The sequence below is a fragment of the Vibrio sp. zbq_1 genome, assembly GCF_043102935.1.
GTDB classification, from domain to species: Bacteria; Pseudomonadota; Gammaproteobacteria; order Enterobacterales; family Vibrionaceae; genus Vibrio; species Vibrio parahaemolyticus.
In genome coordinates, this window is record NZ_JBICJH010000015.1 from 433,441 (window position 1) to 451,496 (window position 18,056).

At 45.4% G+C, this 18,056-nt stretch carries 14 protein-coding genes; 6 read left to right on the forward strand and 8 right to left on the reverse strand.

The genetic code is table 11. The features are described from left to right. Window positions 1–86 precede the first annotated feature (86 nt). Complete coding sequence (gene catC / locus ACF8CV_RS09875; protein WP_138938150.1) at window positions 87–746, forward strand: type C chloramphenicol O-acetyltransferase; 660 nt, start codon at window positions 87–89, stop codon at window positions 744–746. Window positions 747–802: 56 nt separating this feature from the next. Here catC and ACF8CV_RS09880 read toward each other — a convergent pair whose 3' ends face one another. The 4 genes from ACF8CV_RS09880 to ACF8CV_RS09895 all read right to left on the reverse strand — a co-directional run bounded on the left by ACF8CV_RS09880 (window position 803) and on the right by ACF8CV_RS09895 (window position 7,253). Continuing rightward, complete coding sequence (locus ACF8CV_RS09880; protein WP_138938151.1) at window positions 803–2,482, reverse strand: DUF342 domain-containing protein; 1,680 nt, start codon at window positions 2,480–2,482, stop codon at window positions 803–805. A 425-nt stretch (window positions 2,483–2,907) separates the two neighbouring features. Next, on the reverse strand, window positions 2,908–4,929 hold the full coding sequence (locus tag ACF8CV_RS09885) for a tRNA(Met) cytidine acetyltransferase TmcA (RefSeq protein WP_171055949.1): 2,022 nt from the start codon (window positions 4,927–4,929) through the stop codon (window positions 2,908–2,910). Between the two features lie 124 nt (window positions 4,930–5,053). Further along, the gene (locus ACF8CV_RS09890) at window positions 5,054–6,028 is read right to left on the reverse strand and encodes a ParB/RepB/Spo0J family partition protein (protein ID WP_015313732.1); all 975 of its coding nucleotides are present in this window, start codon (window positions 6,026–6,028) and stop codon (window positions 5,054–5,056) included. 7 nt (window positions 6,029–6,035) lie between these two features. After that, a complete protein-coding gene (locus ACF8CV_RS09895) occupies window positions 6,036–7,253 on the reverse strand; it encodes an AAA family ATPase (RefSeq protein WP_005500197.1) in 1,218 nt (405 codons plus the stop codon). A gap of 1,252 nt (window positions 7,254–8,505) precedes the next feature. Between ACF8CV_RS09895 and ACF8CV_RS09900 the strand changes: the two genes are divergently transcribed. Further along, window positions 8,506–10,476, forward strand: coding sequence for a replication initiator protein RctB domain-containing protein (locus ACF8CV_RS09900; protein WP_005477480.1), 1,971 nt, complete (start codon window positions 8,506–8,508; stop codon window positions 10,474–10,476). A 289-nt stretch (window positions 10,477–10,765) separates the two neighbouring features. Here ACF8CV_RS09900 and ACF8CV_RS09905 read toward each other — a convergent pair whose 3' ends face one another. Genes ACF8CV_RS09905 through ACF8CV_RS09915 form a run of 3 tightly spaced genes read right to left on the reverse strand, consistent with a single transcriptional unit; the run spans window position 10,766 to window position 13,016 of the window. After that, entirely contained in the window at window positions 10,766–11,233 is a 468-nt protein-coding gene (locus tag ACF8CV_RS09905; protein WP_171055957.1) for a transcriptional regulator, read from the reverse strand. Continuing rightward, window positions 11,233–12,165 (reverse strand): ATP-binding cassette domain-containing protein, encoded by a 933-nt coding sequence (locus ACF8CV_RS09910; protein WP_138938154.1) that lies wholly within the window; start codon window positions 12,163–12,165, stop codon window positions 11,233–11,235. The genes ACF8CV_RS09905 and ACF8CV_RS09910 overlap by 1 nt, the downstream gene beginning before the upstream one ends. Beyond that, window positions 12,162–13,016 carry an ABC transporter ATP-binding protein gene (locus ACF8CV_RS09915; protein WP_005497621.1) on the reverse strand — a complete coding sequence of 285 codons (855 nt, stop codon included), beginning with the start codon at window positions 13,014–13,016 and terminating at the stop codon, window positions 12,162–12,164. Before ACF8CV_RS09915 ends, ACF8CV_RS09910 begins: the two co-directional genes overlap by 4 nt. Before the next feature lie 362 nt (window positions 13,017–13,378). Between ACF8CV_RS09915 and ACF8CV_RS09920 the strand changes: the two genes are divergently transcribed. Beyond that, the gene (locus tag ACF8CV_RS09920; RefSeq protein ID WP_005477395.1) at window positions 13,379–13,579 is read left to right on the forward strand and encodes a PA3496 family putative envelope integrity protein; all 201 of its coding nucleotides are present in this window, start codon (window positions 13,379–13,381) and stop codon (window positions 13,577–13,579) included. A gap of 244 nt (window positions 13,580–13,823) precedes the next feature. Further along, a complete protein-coding gene (ribA, locus tag ACF8CV_RS09925) occupies window positions 13,824–14,885 on the forward strand; it encodes a GTP cyclohydrolase II (protein ID WP_005477438.1) in 1,062 nt (353 codons plus the stop codon). Between the two features lie 105 nt (window positions 14,886–14,990). Here the strand turns inward: ribA and ACF8CV_RS09930 are convergent, their stop codons facing one another. Further along, on the reverse strand, window positions 14,991–15,746 hold the full coding sequence (locus tag ACF8CV_RS09930) for an ABC transporter substrate-binding protein (protein WP_005484702.1): 756 nt from the start codon (window positions 15,744–15,746) through the stop codon (window positions 14,991–14,993). 68 nt (window positions 15,747–15,814) lie between these two features. Between ACF8CV_RS09930 and ACF8CV_RS09935 the strand changes: the two genes are divergently transcribed. Both ACF8CV_RS09935 and ACF8CV_RS09940 read left to right on the forward strand, forming a co-directional pair. Then, the gene (locus tag ACF8CV_RS09935) at window positions 15,815–17,713 is read left to right on the forward strand and encodes an ATP-binding protein (protein ID WP_005484783.1); all 1,899 of its coding nucleotides are present in this window, start codon (window positions 15,815–15,817) and stop codon (window positions 17,711–17,713) included. 100 nt (window positions 17,714–17,813) lie between these two features. Further along, a complete protein-coding gene (locus ACF8CV_RS09940; protein ID WP_005464888.1) occupies window positions 17,814–18,023 on the forward strand; it encodes a DUF3283 family protein in 210 nt (69 codons plus the stop codon). The last annotated feature ends 33 nt before the right edge of the window (window positions 18,024–18,056 follow it).

Here is an 18,056-nt window from a genome sequence, read left to right on the forward strand (position 1 = left end):
AGTAATTCTGAATCTCTAAAATCAAACTACTGGAAATAATAGAAAGCCTCTAAACTCTGTACAACCTAAATTTGAAAGGATGAGTTATGAGTGTTTTCGACACGTGGTTAAAAGGTCAAGTCATTCAAGATCACATCACTAATCCCAATATCATCGTTGGCGATTACAGCTATTACTCGGGCTTCTATCATCAAAAAAGCTTCGAAGAGCAAGCGGTACGCTACTTGTTGGGTGACCCCGTCACACTTCAAGAATGGCAAAGTAGAGAACCCGATAGCATCGACAAATTAATCATTGGCAAGTTTTGTTCCATCGCTTCTGGAGCCACCTTCATGATGGCAGGAAATCAAGGTCATCGCATTGACTGGATTTCGACCTTCCCCTTCTCTCCTGAAGAATTTGGAGAAGGCGTACAAGACGGCTTCGAGCGTGCCGGAGACACAGTGGTGGGGAACGATGTTTGGATTGGCAGTGAGGCGATGATCATGCCCGGAGTAAACATCGGCGATGGAGCCGTCATCGGAGCACGCGCCGTAGTGACGAAAGACGTCCAACCTTATTCGGTGGTGGTTGGAAACAACCAAGTCGTACGTCAACGATTCGGCGATAAAGAGATTGAAACTCTACTCAATATCCAATGGTGGAACTGGCCAATAGAACACATTAAACAAGCAATGAAAGTAATGTGTAGCAGCCAAGTCGGTGCGCTTGCGGACTACTATCAAGAGCACATTGTCGATTTGTAGATAAACAAAAGCCCACACATCTTGTTGCGACGTGTGGGCTCAGTGAGTAAGAAAGCTTAAACCGCAGCGACGTCCTCTTCTTCCAAGTTCGCCGAGACTTTAATTTCGTATTGATTGAAACGGAACGAACAACCGCCATGAGTGCGCTTTGTCGTTACTTGTTCGTCGCCAAACTGCACCGTCACGCGAGTGAAGACACGCTCTTTGGCTTCGACAATATTTTCTTCTAACGCGACTTCAAAGTCATGTTCCGTTTGTTCTAGCTTTTGCTTTATCGCTTCAAGCTGCTCGTTGTTTTGTGTTTTCATCACATCAATCTGAGCTTGTTCTTCGTCGGTACGTTCGGCTTTAGGACGTTTCTTAAATTCGAGCTCTTTGCGAATCACATCCATCGTGCCTTCTTGAGCGCGTTTGTATTGATCTTTGAGCTCTGCTAATCGCTCCTTAAATGCAGAATAGCGCGCGAACGCTTCTACCTTAGTGGCGGTGTCGCCTTCTACGCCCAATTGTAAGCACACCACTTTGTCACCGACTTTTGCATCTCCGCCGCTGAGCGTACCGTTCCTACCGTTCGCATCCAGCACCGTCAGATTGCGCCCACAAACAATATCGTTATTCATGCTGTGCACCGCCAACTCAATATCTTCGCCAGCTTGCAAATCACAATATTGGGCGTAGCTGGCTCGAATCGAGCCTTTGGTTTTGACGTGACAACTCTTTGGCTGGCCATCACTCACGGTGTGGCCAATGATCCCTTTACCAACTTGAATGTCGCCTTGCGCTTGTACGTCAGCCGATTCAATGAAGCCGCCTACAGTAATAGAACCCGTAGCTTTAACAATCATGCCGGATTCAATGTTGCCACCGATAATCACATTCCCTTTGAATTTCACGTGGCCTGTATTCACGCCAACGCTATTGAGACAGAGTGCGTTATCAACTTCGATGGTTTTGTCTTTAATCAGGGGCGTACCGGATACCGATGCAATCAATAGGTTTGGGTCGTGCTTGCTTATCTCGGTGCCCTTGCCTGGCTTCATTGGGCTGTCTTTCCCGGCTTGTGGAGGAATCACTCGCCCTTGAACAGTAAAACCAGGCGTACCTTTGGTCGCAGGCGTGCGGCGCATCACCTCATCGCCTACGTCAACCGCGATAGTTTCACCGAGGTTACGTAAATCAATTTTATCGCTAGCAGATTGGCCGTCTTTGGGTTTGAGGATGCGTTTGGTGATGTCTTTAACGAGAGGAGTAAAAAGAGCGTCTTTGCCTTTGATAGGTTGCTTACCAACCGCTACAGGTTGAGAAAAAGTTTCGCCGGGTTTGAGCTGAGTGCTGACAACCAACACTTTCTTCAAAGCCAGTTTGTTGATGCCTTTCGAAACTCGCGCTTGAGCAAGGGCTTGAACAATCTCGGGGCCACGTAAACCTCGGCCTCCGTACGCGCCGACAACGTTCATACTGGCGAGCATGTCATTATTCGATAATTCGACCTCAACTTGCGCGTTGCGTTTTTCCGCAATGACGATGCCTTCGTAAGCTTCGGCTTTACGTTCTTTGGCGCAGTTAATGAATCTCACGACTTCCCCCTCAACAACAAACATATTTTCAGCGTTCATTGCGACGAGCTGCTCGTTTAATTCATTTTGATTTAGCTCACCACCGAGGTCCACTTCTCCCGGAAGACGGGCTATCACCTTGGTCTTATCTTCAGATAACTCAAGACACAGCTTCCACATACCCTTACCACTTTGCTTCCCATCAACACTTTCAGTCTAACCAAAAACATTTTCTGAACAAACCTCGCACTTCGAAGAATAGGGCTCAGGTCACTAAAGGTCGAAGCCTTGGTATTATTGAGTAAATAAAGTATTAGGCATGGTGATTCATCCGCGTAAATCATTCCACTCTCGTTTCACTTCATGCTCCACTCTACAGCATGGAAAGTTGTACCTTGTAGTTATAGCGCTTCAATACAATAGAAGTGGCGACGCCACTTCTTCCCTTTTATTGGCGGTTTTGTTTACAGCTCAAAATTGAACTTTGTCGGTCATGAGTTTGCTTTTTATCATTCATCAAAAACAAAAAAGGAGTGAATTTACAGTGTAAAGTCACTCCTCTCAGCTCGTCTCTATTTACAGTGTAAGTCCATAAGGCGTAGCGTTTACACTGTAAATTGATTCAACAACTTTTCTAACTCACTTCTTAACTGTTGCTCAACTTGCTTTCTTCCCGATAATCCAAATTGTTTGGCACAAATGCCCCAATCATGGTTTAAGAACACTTTACTTATCATCAAATCAGAAACAGGCGCTAAACCATGTTGACGCAGCCACTGTTGTAACCACACAAAAATCGATTCATAGCTTGCACCACCCTGCGCATAGCTTTGAAGCAATACTCGCTTAGTCGGATGTAAGGTTTGATGTTGAATCGGTTGACGCAACAAGCTTCTAGCCAGACTCGGCTCTAACTTAGGATAAACAAGGGAAAGGCTCGCAGACAAAAACTCATGAAACAATGCTTGTGCGTCATCAATCCAAGTTTGTGATTTATTCGCAAGTTGGCGAACCATCAACAATGAATAACAACCGCTGGCGGCATCGCGCATAGTTCCTAAACGAATGGATTGATAACCAGCTTGTTGCCAAAACTGAATCAACTCATCCGTCGCACCAAAACTTGTCGATAGGTAATCCACATGGGCACCAACACTTTCCTCGAGTAGTGTTAGCATGCGCTTGCCAATGCCCGAACCTTGTAGATCAGGATGCACCGCAATTCGCATTACTCGTGAAGTAATAAGCTTACCTACTTCTACCAAACCAAGTTGATTGATGATGGTGATTGGCGTCAAATGCCCCTTAGGGCGACGTTGACCAAGTTGAACAGCTTCAATTAACTCGTCATCAAGACCGCCCTCCTCAACCGTGAGAATGACCCCGATGATATTTTGTTTATCCATCGCGAGATAAACGGAGCTGTTGTCATCTCGCAGTAAATGGAGCAAATCATTCGGTGAGGTTTGATAATGAGCGTTAACCAGTAAAGCAAAGCATTCGCGTAGTAAGTTGGGTTGGAGAACCAGTGCTTGCTTGTCCACTTTGTTCAACGATACGTTCGCCATGCCTTCAATGGATTGCGGCGATAATTCAGCGTTCAAGATAAAAGCGTCATACAACCACGTTTCTAACTTATCATCTACGCTCCAACGAATTGGCTGCTGCATGTGATACGTCTTCATGCCAGGTCGTTGTTGTTGCAACCATTCAATGAACTTCAACGTGAAGCCACGTCCGCAGCCTTCATAGCCATGAATCGTGCTAGAAAAGACCAAACGATGATAATGCTCGGTGATTTGTTTGAGCATCGGGACGGGAATCGCAGCCGCTTCATCGACTAGCAACAAATCACACTCAGGCAGCGAAGACAACAATTCGTCAGGCGCAATAAACTGAATATACCCATATCCGACTTCCAAACGGTCTTTCTTCATCTGTTTGGCATCAGTAAGTAAACGGTGCGCGTGCTGATAGACTGGCTCAACAGCGTTAATAGAAGGCGCGGTAAGTAATATACGCAGTGGCTTGTGCTGCAACAACTGAGCACAAGCAATGCCTAATGCGCTGCTTTTACCTCTACCGCGATCAGCCGTGAGCACTAAAGGACGCTTGCGATGCCCATTCACCACTTTCTCGATTAATGAAACAGCGTGAGTCTGCTCTATGTATTCTGTATTTCTCTGCGCAATAGCAAACTCAGAAACCTGGGGAATGACTTTCCCCTGCTCAAGCACTATCAGCTTTTGCCATTGGGTCTGCATCCATTGCTCAGCGAAGTGTTGTGGTTGAGCAGTATTTGTCACAACAAGTAACATTCCACCGCCAACGAGAGAGCCAATTGCCGCCGTAAAGCTATTAGCATCGAACTCTTTTCGCGCGTCAAACAGCAGCACATCACATTCTCTTCCGAGTAGTCGATTTCCCTGCTTCATTCCAACACAAAAGGCACTCTCGAATGACCAATCCCCAACACAGAACCAACGTTGTGTGGTTTGAGTTTGAAGAAATGCAGAGAGAATGGACTCTTGCCAATCGGCCTCTCCTTGCAAAACAATGCCTGAGCGTTGAAAAGCATGTTGAGATTGGCGTTGAAGTGAAGATAGAAATTCAGATTGTGCGTGCATGGGGTCTATCCGATGTTGAACTGCCGCCATGTTATCACATCTACTATACGGAGCATGCTTCCACACGCTCAAGATCGCAGACATAAAAAAACCGCCCGAAGGCGGTTATCGTTAAAGCTTAGTTTTATTGCATTTTGCTTTGAACAAAAGCAAGGATTTCTTCCATCAAGCTGTCATCGACTTTCTTCAGATTGAGAGCAAGATTGCTTCCTTTACGACTGTAGCTTGCTCGACCTTTGACAAGGTCAACTTTTTCAGCTTTTTTTGCAGGTTTAGCTGGTGCTAACTCTGAGATCCAACTTTCGATGCTTTCCGTCACTTCTTTGGTCAAACGAGCCACGCCTTGTGCCTTGCTACGTTGCCACAAGTAACCTTCAGATGTACGGCATTTATCCAACAAGTTTTGCTGCTGCTCAGCGGTCAATGTTGAGAACTGTTTGTGCAGTTTAACGATGGTTGGACGACCTAAATCGCCAACATTTGGATACGCTTGTAGCAATTCTAGCGGCAATGCCGCGGCTTTAAGCGCACCACTTACCAATGCCTCACTGCATTGGAACATTTTCGCTAGCGCTTTTTGGTCTTCGGCTTCACCGCTTTCCAGCTTAGCCTGCATCTCTTTGCCTTTTTCGTAAAGCGACAGCGGTTTGTGAGCATTCGCGACGTCAGATAGGAATTTCGCGTGTTCAGTGTTGATGCCATCACCAACGTAAACCAAGAAATCCTTACCCGCCAAGATACAAGACATACGACGGCGGCTACCGTCTAGCACTTCAATTTTGCCATCGTCAGTGCGACGACCAACAGCTGGGTACTGTTGACCACGCTCTTTCAGTGTCACCAAAACATCAGATAAAGCATGCTCATTCAAGAATGATTGTTCACGGGCATTGTCCGCGAACACACGCGTCTCGCTTGCCACTTTATCTGCGGGAATACGAACTAATTCAAACTGAACCGTGCCCTCACCCGCCACTGCCAACTCGATGGTTTGCGCTTTTTCTTTTGCTGCCGTTTGCGCTTCTTGTGGAGTCGCTACTCGACGTTTATTCGTTTTACCAAATAATTTCGCGTTTAATTCAGACGTTTTCAAAGCCATTTACTGTTTACCCCTGATTTAATGACGGCCAGTTAGAGTGCAATACGCGCTCCAATTCCAATGCGCTTTTGTGAACCGCATCTTGAGCAGTTGCAAGTGTCTTCTTGCCGCCTTCGAAATCACTTACGGTTAAATCAAACACAGTGCTGTAGGTGTCTGCACACGTTTCAAATGCACGGCTACGTGGAATGGTTGCCATCATCACTTGGTCACCAAGCAGATAGTTCATTTCCGTCAATACCGAGACTTGCTTCTTGTTGTCGTCTTCGAACATGGTTGGCATTAGACGAACAAACTCTAAGCCATTCCAATCTTCTGGGAACATCTCATAAACCGTAGGCAAATGCTGGAAGAAGTTAACCGTAGATGCCCAGTCTAGACGTTTTGCCGCACAAGGAATTAACAGTGCATTGGACGCGTACATCGCATTCCAAACCAGAGGGTCGACGTGCGGACCGGTATCAATCATGATGATATCGAAGTCATTCGCAATCTTGTCGATAAGCTGTTCTTTCAATAGACGAACGATATCAAGTGATGGGTCTTCAGACAGCGTTTGCCACGCTTCTGCGTTAAACATAGCATCTTCTGGGAATGCGGAGATTGACTTCAAGTTCGGATATTGCGTCGGCAACAGCACGTTCTTGTGTAAAAATTCGCGGTCGATCTCTACTCCATCAGGCACGTTGCCTAACATGATGTCCACCGCTGAATAAATGTTGTCGTGCTCAGCCACACTGATTTGCGGGTTTAAAAACAGACGTAATGAACCTTGAGGGTCCAAGTCAATCAAACAAATGCGGTAGCGTTTATCTAGGTTAAGCGCCAAACAAGCAGCCAAATGTACGGCCGTCATTGATTTACCCGTACCACCTTTTTGGTTTTGTACGTTGATAATCCATGGTTTATTGCCGTTATTCTTCTTACGCTCATAGAATTTTGGTACTTCAGCCGCATCCATCAGCATGTGTGCTTCTTCTAACGTAATGGAGTAATGGTTCGCGTTGTTTTTAGTAAATTGGTGGCCTGCGGCTTCCATCTTACCGATCGCTTCATCCAGTTTACGACGAGTTAAACCAGAGCGAGTCTCCATCATCGCCTTAGACATTGGTGGGAAGTAGTTGTCACTTCGCTCTTCCAAAACAATCTCAATACGGTCAGCTTGAACTTGTTGCGTCAGCTCAGCTAACTCTTGAAGATTTTCAATCGTTTTTTCTCTTTTCATGCCAAATTCCGTTGGAAGGATATCTGCATCCAATTGTACAGCAGTAGACTTCAAAAACAACAAAAAGGTGAACATTCATTTTGAACAACCATCACATAAAAAACCATCAAAATTGGCTGTTTTATGATTTAAGAAGAAAAATATATCAATTTTTAATCGATTTATTCCAAATAAAAGAGGTTAGTTCTTATCAAAATTAAAAGTGTTACATTGTCACTTATTTACAATGTAAATCTATTTTATCCGGAACGATTATATAAGTGGGCTAAATTACGGATTATGTGATTTCAATCGACTTAAATCATTTTACATACTGATTGTGGAGGAAAAGAGAGGAAATAGTGTCGCGTCACGACCTTGATCATGCATCCGAAGCAAAATCAGCGAAAAGACAACGAATAAGAACGGAACCATGATCAAGGAAGACTCTTGATCATGTTTTCGAAGATAACTGTAAATACGAAAGCATGATCATGGCAGATAATGGACGAATGAAGGTAAATCAAGGCTTGAGTACATGGATCCATTTCTCGGAAAAATGATCAAGCAAGTAGGTTTCTCGGAAGCATGCTTTTTAATGCGCTATTTACGGCTGAGTGCAGACGGAATGGGGGATTGACGCATAAATGCGCCTCTCAACCTTCAGAACGATGAAATACAGTATCGGCAAACAAGACATAGTGTCTTTCATGATCATGCTTCCGTTAATTCTGATAATCATGCAATCTTTGAGGCTAAGGACTCAAATTGACGTCATTTTAATCGTTTGGCTAATTTGGCAACAATTGAAGGTAAAGAGAGATGAAATAACCTTAGCTTGATCATTGATCCGCAACCTCGAAACACTCACAATAGCAGAGGATCGACAAATCAAGATCGAGGTAATCACGGATTTCTGTGGATAACCTGTACAGACATCATGATCATCGTTTCATGATTGTTTTGATCATCTTTTCAGGAACTTAATGATCATGCTTGCGGAATGAAGTGATCATGCTTTCAAGGTTTTGTTGATCATCGTTTCGGTAAAGCTATGATCATAGTTCCGAAGTGCATCAAGAAAATTCCCATTAATAACAGCTACTTAGGTTCGTAAAAATAACCAGATCAATAGATCATATAATCAATTAAGATCAGAATAATCAAAAAGATCAGTTATTTAAAAAACAAGATTTTTTCTTTATTTATGATCTGTTTTTCTTTATTCTTCGGAACCATAGCACAACTACGGCTAGTGTGATCTGGATCTAAAATGACGGCTGATGAAAAAATTCTGATTAAAGCACCAAGAAGCCATAAGGATGGCCATCTTTTTGAGGTACATGAATCCTCTGCTGATTGGGTAGAGCAGTACCAACATTTCAAAGGGGTGACCAAAAGCATCTTAGAGTTGCTTAATCTGATCTCATTGCGAGGTTTCAGCAGCAAAGATGGACTTGTTTCAACAACTGAGATTGTTGAAGCCACAGACGGTCAACTGACTCGTGCTGCACTTCAGCAACGTTTACGAGCGGCTGTCAATATCGGCTTGTTTACCCAGACTCCAGTACGTTTTGAGGAAGGCCTAGCAGGCAAAACCATGCTGCATAAGTTTGTAAACCCAAACCAGCTCATTTCGGTTTTGGGGGCAACAAGCTTAGTCACTGACAAAGTTCGTCAGAATGAAAAGCAAAAACGTTCTAAGGCACTCGCACAAACCCAAGTGAACAAGCGCTTGTTGAATGAGCACGGCTTAAATACGCCACCAATGATGAAGGATGAAGCGGATCAATTTGTCGTTTCACCAACAAATTGGGCGGGGATCATTGACCAAGCACTCGCACCACCTCGCACTCGTAAAAGCTATCAAAAATCCATGGTGTCGATCTCAGGCACCAAAGCGGTGATTGAAACGCGATCTTCCAAAAATATCATGACAGTCGATGATCTGATGACGCTGTTTGCGTTGTTTACTCTGACAGTGCAATACCATGATCATCATAAAGATCAATATCAAATGGATGCCGCGCACGTTCCGAATAAAACGCCGCTCTACATCACCGATATTTTGTCATTACGTGGCAAAAAAGACAGTGGCCCAGCGCGTGATTCCATCCGTGACAGTATCGATCGTATCGAGTTTACCGATTTCCAACTGCATGAACTCACTGGTCGATGGCTCAGTGAAAATATGCCCGAAGGCTTTAAGAGTGACCGCTTCCGCTTCTTAGCCCGTACCATCACGGCTTCAGAAGAAGCGCCCGTTGAAGGCAGTGATGGCGAAATTCGTATTAAACCCAACTTATACATCTTGGTGTGGGAACCGTCGTTCTACGAAGAACTACTAACACGCGATTATTTCTTCTTGTTCCCACCAGAAATCCTGAAACAGCATACGTTGGTGTTCCAGCTGTATTCGTTTTTCCGTAGTCGTATGGTGCGCCGACACACAGATTGCATGCTGTTGAGCGAGTTAAATCAGAAGCTTGCACGTAACATTGAATGGCGTCGATTCTCAATGGATCTGATCCGTGAGCTGAAACGCTTGTCAGACGGCAAAGGGACAGACGATCTTTTTGTGGTGAACTTATGGGGCTATCACTTAACGATCGAAACTATGATCGAGAATGATAAAGTGATGGATTACCAGATCGACATCAAATGTGACGTCGAAGAGGTGCTGCGTTACTCACGTGCTCGTACAACCAACGCAGGCAAGCGCAACATGGCGCCTACGCTGCCAAACCCGCTTCGTAATGAAATGGTAACCCGACAGCAGCTTGAAGCGCTCTCAGGCATCATTGACGGCGAATTTGAGCCTATTCAGCGCAAAACCCCGTCTCCGCGAGGAAATTTGGGCCGTCGAGTGAAGCAAAGAAAGCACCTTGTCGAGATCAACGCTGATGAGATCACCATTACTCTGTCGAAATACACCTCTCCAGAGGCGCTAGAACGCAGTATAACGGCGTTGTCTGCAATGACAGGGCACTCGTATGCCTCAATCAAAGAAGAGTGTTCTGAGTACATTGAGAAGCTAGATTGGCTGAGAGTAGGGGATGAACCGATTCCTTATGAGACTCTGAGCAAAACTGTAGAGCTGTTTAACACTCAAAACGAGGTTAAACATCTCACGATTGAACGTTTGATTGCTGGTTTAGCGGTGCGCCGTAAAGTTTGCCGACAAGTGTTTGATGGTCACATGGATGAGATGGTGTTCCGTGCTTTGGATGAAATGGCGATTTAATATGATCTCGCGCAAGCAGGGGTGAGTAATAGCCGTGACTGATTGATTTAAAATGTAACAATGTCTTTCGATGATAGAAAACAGACTCAACTCTAACAAACCACTGACATTAGATGTCTGAGCGAAGACTAAGATTTATCTCGAATAGACAACCTTTTGTCCTTTCTGATGATTAATAGATTGGCTCATATTGTTACATTCATTCTGAATAGACTTCGCGAGTTTCTCCTCAAGAAACTCGCTTTTTTTTTGCCTAATTTTCCTGAACACTCTTGATCATTCTTCCGTATTAATGTCGCAGTCCTTGATCATGTTTCCTTGTTTCATTCCAGTTAAGTGATCGCATTAAGGCGACATGTGATTCGATCAAGTTATTGGCTTGTTGTTGCCATTGGCTTTGATCTTGCTGTTGATTGCAAAATTCCAACGCCAATACGGTCAAATGCTGTAAGCGTTTTAAGCACCAATCTTTAAGCAGAATATCACTCATGGGGTGGCATGCCGCTTGTTCGAGCTTCGCGCTTGCATAGAGCAGAGTTTGGTAAGCTTTGTGATGGTCTTGATACCTGGCGTATTGAAATACTCTCAAACATCCATCTAGCCAGCAGGCGATGGCTTTGCTTTGTTGATCAGACAGCTTAGGACCAAACACGGTATCAGGAGCTTCGTACAAGATCGCTTCTAACACGTCTACTTGATCATGCTTCCTAGTTTCATACCAATCCGAGATTTGATCTTGCCAGGAGGTCAGTTCCATCATGCAGCCTCAACCCATTGTTTAACAAAGTGATTCGGACCAACTTGATCATATTCATCAACCACAACACTGCTGCGATGACGGATCTCATCGGCGTCTATTGAGTAGTTTGGTTCATTTTTCACCAAGTTTCCAAATGGCAGATCAGGATCGGGCACGGCTGAGATCAACAACTTAGTGTATGGGTGCTGTGGATTTTTCAAGATCGCGTGCGTGTCACCCCATTCAACGATTTGCCCTTTATACATCACCGCTGTTTCTTCAGCGATGTAGTGCGCGGTGGCGAGGTCGTGGGTAATGTACAAAAAGCCAATCCCAAGCTCTTGCTTCATACGCTGCATCAAGTTCAATACGCCCAAGCGAATTGACACATCCAGCATCGATGTTGGCTCATCGGCCAAAATTATTTGTGAACCGACGGCCAGTGCGCGTGCGAGATTTACTCGCTGACGCTGACCGCCGCTGAGTTCGTGCGGGTACTTGTTTAACGTATCTTCTGGCAATTCCACCAGCTTGAGAAGTTCCTCCAATCTCGCCGGGATCTCGCGGTCATGCTGCACCTGCTTGTGGATTTTCAACGGGCGAGTTAGATGATGACGAATTGTGTGGGTAGGGTTCAGCGATCCAAAAGGGTCTTGAAACACCATTTGTACCTTACTGCGATAATCTTGAATATCGTGTCGTGAGGTGATGTCATTGATGTTGGTGCCGTTAAATAGAATTTCCCCTTCGCTCGCCGGGTAAACCTTTGTGATTAGCCTTGCACACGTGCTTTTACCGCAGCCTGATTCGCCAACGAGAGCCAATGTTCGCCCAGCGTAAAGATCAAAACTGACGCCTTGCAACGCTCGAAAAGTCTCTTCTTTGGCAAAGCCACCGCCCACAGTGAACTCTTTGATCACGTTTTTCATTTGAATGATCGGTTGACTCATGCTGGTGCTCCTTGTTGCTCTGGCTGCTTGTGAACATCGTGAATATTGGGGAACGAGGCCCACAATTTTTGCGTGTAAGGGTGTTGTGGGTGATTGCGGATCTCGTAAGCGTGATTGACTTCTACGATCTCACCATGGCGCATGATGGCGATGCGGTCGCACAGTTGGCTCATCAAAGCTAAATCGTGGGTGATGAAAAGAACTGAGAAACCAAATTCTTCTCTCAGCTGATAAATTTGTTGCAGGATCTCTCGCTGCACCACCACATCAAGCGCTGTCGTTGGTTCATCCATAATGATGAGCTTAGGGTTTAAAGACAGCGCGATGGCAATAACCAGCCTTTGGCGCATTCCCCCAGAGAACTGGTGCGGATATTCACCCAGTCGATCTCGAGGGATGTTCACCAAATCGAGCAGTTTTTCGGCGCGATCTTTGGCTTGTTCGTTGCTGAGTCCTTGATGATGACGTAGGACGTCTGCAAACTGCTCTTGAATGGTCAGTACCGGATTAAGCGAGTTCATGGCACTTTGGAATACCATGGCGATTTCGCTCCAACGCAGCGCGCTTAGCTCCTTATCGGACAAACGTAAGATGTCCTTACCTTGGAACAGAATTTGTCCACCAGAGATAAACGCGGGCGGCTTGTGCAGACGATTGATCGAAAAAGCGATGGTACTCTTTCCGCATCCAGATTCCCCAGCAAGGCCGAATACTTCGCCTTTTCCAATATCAAAGCTGACCGATTTCACCGCATTAAAGTCACCATTGTCGGTGATGTAGTCCACGCACAAATCTCGGATCTGGATGACCGGATCGCTGTGAAAGGCGTGACTTAAATTAATCTCACTCATTAAAAATACCCAACCAATACAAAAGATAATTATTATCATTATCGTATGTGCAAATGAGAAGAAAGCGTAATCGACCGAATAGGTGAAGTGACTCGAAACTTGAATGAAAGAAAAAGTCGAATTTTGGTTACGAGAGTGTGATAAAAAAAGACAAAAGTGAGAGCTGGATCAGCACACTTTTCTTAGGGGGAATTTTTCAAATTTAATCGTAAATTTGGCCTTTGGCAAAAGGTAAGTGATGAATCTATTAACGAGTTGATGAAAGGTCGGGAGGGGTCACATTTCCCCACTGTTTTTCTTACCTCCGCACAGTGGGTTTGCTATAGATTAGCTGTCCAAAACATGGTGTGTTCGGAGGAAATATGTCCATTAATTCTATCGACCATGAAGAGATGACCAACATCGCTCACAAGTGGGAATTACCCGAAGAAGAAGAAACCGTTGTGAAGCCAGAGAAAACAATGAAATCAGCAGAAGCCAGACGTCGCATTGAGGCACTGCGTGAAATCCGCGAAAGCGGGTTAAGCATTGAAGAAGCAAGAGAACTTGGCTTGATTCACTGATTCTCTCAATTCGGTGTACCACTCTATAGGGTAGCCAACTGGCTGCCCTTTTTATTTGCTAACCCCATCATTTAACCGAAGTTTCTTGCTCGTTTTGTTTGTTCTCCAACCTTATTTTTATTCAGTCTGAAGTCACTTTGCTTGCTTACTATGGTTTGACAAATGGTAGAGGCGTTACTAAAAGATATATCAGTAGGATATGCCTTTTGTTGACTATCCATATCATCTAAGCAGGAGCGCGAATATGGTTGATCAGATCCTTTTCTACGAGCCCGATGAGCCGCACGGCTTCCTCTCCAACTTCTGTCATGCCCCCGTCGAAATATCTTCCCAATCTTGGCCCACCAGCGAACACTACTATCAAGCTCAGAAATTTGTTGATGCCCAACTGCAAACCAAAATTCAGAAAGCCCAATCGCCGGATGAAGCGTTCGCGTTAAGCCGTCAGTACGAGCATCTCGTTCGCAGTGATTGGGACAACATGAAGCTCTCAGTCATGGCGTTCATTGTGCGAGAAAAATTCCTCCAAAACCCGAAACTTGCTCAGAAACTGATGCGCACGGGCAATGCTTGCCTTACTGAGCATTCGCACAAGGACGCATTTTGGGGAGATGGGGGAGACGGTAAAGGTTTGAACCACCTAGGAGAAATTTTGATGAACGTACGCGCAGAGCTGCGACATGTCGAGCCTTACAATTTGGTTAAGTTCATCGACAAAGCTAAGCTGCCAACTCAGTGGGGCACATTCATGATGCACGGCTTCATCGAGACGGCTACAGGGAAGGAGCATCTCGCGCTGGTGTACGGCGACCCGACGTCTCAGCCTGCGCCATTGATTCGGCTCCATTCTGAATGTCTCACTGGGGACGCACTATTTAGCACCCGTTGCGATTGCGGTTTTCAGTTAAATCGTGCGTTGCAAAACATCGTCGAAGAGGGCTGCGGCGTGCTGCTCTATTTGCGTCAGGAGGGACGAGGGATTGGTTTAATCAACAAAATTCGCGCCTATCATTTGCAGGATGATGGTGCGGATACCGTCGAGGCGAATGAGCGTTTGGGGTTTGCTGCTGATATGCGAGACTATGCATTTTGCAAAGGGATGTTAGAGCATTTAGGGATTGACGAAGTGCGTCTGATGACCAACAACCCCCGTAAGCTTGCGGCTTTGAAAAACGCGCACATCAATGTCGTTGAGCGTGTGCCACTGCAAGAAGGTCGCAATCCAAGCAACCAACACTATCTAAAAACCAAAGCAAACAAATTAGGGCACATGTTTGATCCCCATTTTGTTGATCAAACGGAATGATCGTTACTGGCGGGTATCAAATCGAATAGACAAAAACGCCAGCTTGAGAAGGCTGGCGTTTTAGTGGGGATCTCAAAAGCTGCACCAGTAAAAGGGCTAGGCGCGTTAAAGATAGTGTTTGACGATGTTATCGATCTCTCCCGAGGCTTTTAGATCCGACAGGCGTTGATTAATAAAGTGTTGTACTTCAGGTTTCATCTCTGGAGAAAAGGCCAGATAGATCGAATAGTCGGGGATCACAGCGCTAAAAGATTGAATCTCAAATTGTTCGAGTGGCAGTTCCAGACGTTTTAAGTTGTACATCACCCGCGATTCCATCTCGACAAACGCCGTATCGCCTGGCGTTCTCTGAATTACGCGATATGCGGCGTCGTAATCTTTAACGCGCATCTCGTTGACGGTTTTATCTTCAAAAAACGGCATTAAGTTTGGGTAGTCGAAACCTAGCAGCAACACGATGGAACGACCTTTGATGTCTTGCATGGTATTGAATTTAAAAGGCGCATCACTGCTGGATACCAACACGTGTTTTACAGTGTAAATAGGCTCTTTAGATAGGTTTTCTGATTGAACTCGGCCCCAATCAGGACTGCCGTATGTCAGCCAGTTTTCTTCCCCACCCGCTTCTAACACTGAAATCATGCGCTTAAACGGATAGGTGTGAAAATTCACCTTATAATCTGAGTTGGCAAAAATCGCGTTCACAATATCCGTCACGATCCCGGCGTGTTGTTGTCCTTGTTGTTCGATTTGAAATGGCCTTGCTTGGTCGGCGATAACGTAATAATTCACCTCTTCAGCGGCGGTCGCTGCACTGACTGCCATACAACTAAAAGCCAATACACGTAGAAGTCCTTTCATCCTATCCTCGATTATTATTTGCTCACGACTATATTTAGAGTAGCGCAAGATTATCGGAGTGATTTCATATGGATGTAAAAGAGCGAACTCAACGCCGGTTTAGTATCGGTAACCAGCTTATGCTGGCGGTTTTAACGTTGAGTTTGATCTTTACGTTAGTCATTTCTGCCATCAGTTTATATCGTGATTTTCAAGAAGAGTTGTCCCATCTCGACACCGACTTAAAACAAGTGGAGTCGAGCTACCTCTCCAGCTTTTCAGCCAGTTTGTGGGTTGAAGACCGTGAGCTGTTACTCACCCAAGCGCTGGGGGCGATGCGTTTGCCTTCTGTGGATTACCTACGCATTGCTACCAAAGACGAAGTTATCATCGAGCTCGGAACAGAAATCACGCAAGATGTGGTTGAGAGGCGTTGGCCGATGCAGTTTAGTGTGGGTGAAAAAACGTTTGAGCTCGCAGAGCTGACTGTGCAGTCTGACCTTAGCGCCGTCTATCAAGATTTATGGCAACAGTTCTTTTTTCTACTCACGACAGAAGCGATAAAAATTTTGTTGTTGATGGTTGGGGTGTTGTGGGTTGCCTTCCGTTTATTGGTGAATCCTTTGCAGTTGCTTTCCGGTGCGGTGAGTGATTTTAGCGGCGGTAATGCGCCGAGTACGGTCACGCTGCCCAAACGTTGGTGTTTTGATGAAGTCAGCTTGTTGGCGCAAAAATACAATCGAAGCGTGCAAAAAGTGCGAGAGCATCAAGCCGAGTTAGAAGCCGAGCGAGATAAGGCGGAAGTCGCCAATCGCAAGAAAAGTGAGTTTCTCGCGACCATGAGCCACGAGATCCGCACCCCTATGAATGGCATTATTGGTGTGGCGTCGCTGCTTAGTGATACTAAGCTCGATCCGCAGCAAAAAGAATTTGTGGAGATCATCGATAACTCATCGCAATCGCTCATGACCATTATTGATGACATCCTCGATTTCTCCAAAGTCGAAGCGGGGAAGGTGGAACTCGCCAGCGAGACGTATCATTTTCGTCAGTTATTGGATGATGTGATCAGCTTACATACAGTAAAAGCCCAGCAAAAGAATTTGCAATTACTCAGCGATATCGACCCTAAGTTGCCCGCTGAAGTACAAGGAGATGAAGGGCGTCTGAAGCAGGTGCTCAATAACTTACTTAGCAACGCGGTCAAATTCACCGAGCGTGGTCATGTCAAATTACTTGTCTCATTGCACGAGCAAAACAACGATATCGCCCAAGTTCGCTTTCGCGTTGTGGACTCGGGGATAGGTATTGCCAAAGAGCACCAGCAAGCGGTGTTTGAACGCTTTCAACAGGCCGATGGCAGTACAACTCGCAAATATGGTGGTACAGGGTTAGGTTTGGCGATTTGTGCCCAACTCGTCCACATCATGGGTGGAGACATCAAGCTAACCAGTGAACTTGGCTTGGGAAGCTGTTTCGATTTCACCATTCCTTTAACGGTGGTGAGCGGTCTTCCAACATATACCGATCCGCTCAATGTGCTCGATTTTCCTCGAACAGAGGCGAATGAGGCAACGAACAAAAATCCAGATACGCCGTGGGTTTTGATTGTCGAAGATACAGAAGTGAATCAGAGGGTTGTTCGCATTATGCTGGAGCAGCTAGGGCTTAAAGTCAGTGTCGCGAGCCATGGTGAAGAAGCGCTGCAGTTATGCCGCGAGCACGCCTTTGATCTCATCTTTATGGATTGCCAAATGCCAGTGATGGATGGGTTTATCGCGACAGAACAGATCCGTGACATGAATGAGTGGGGCGCTCACGTGCCGATCATCGCATTAACTGCCAATGTAGTGAAAGAAGATCAGCAGCGTTGCTTTGAAGCGGGCATGAACGAGTTTGTTGCTAAGCCTGTGACGAAGGCGCGATTACAGCAAATCTTTGAACAATATTTGCCAAAAGCCCTCAAAAATATCGCCACACCCAAGTGAGTAACTTGAAATTGATCAAGTTAAGTGCGTTTCTATTCTGCAATTGTAACTCTGTATGCTATAGTGCGCGGCTAGTATTTAAAGTACCTTGAGGCTGTGAATGTCGTTTAATCTATCCCTGTTGCCGCCTGATGAAAAAAACAAGATCGAACTGGATAAACAAGCGTCGTTTTTGGTTTGGAAACTCAGAGAGGCCAAATCTGGCCCTGAAGCAATAGAAGAACAGCTGTCTAAGATTAACGATGCTGATGAAAAAGTCTTTTTTCAACAGGCAGTCGAAAAGTACAAACGAGTAATGGGTGTCGCATGATGCGAACCGTGGCTCGGTGTAAACCGTAGCGGC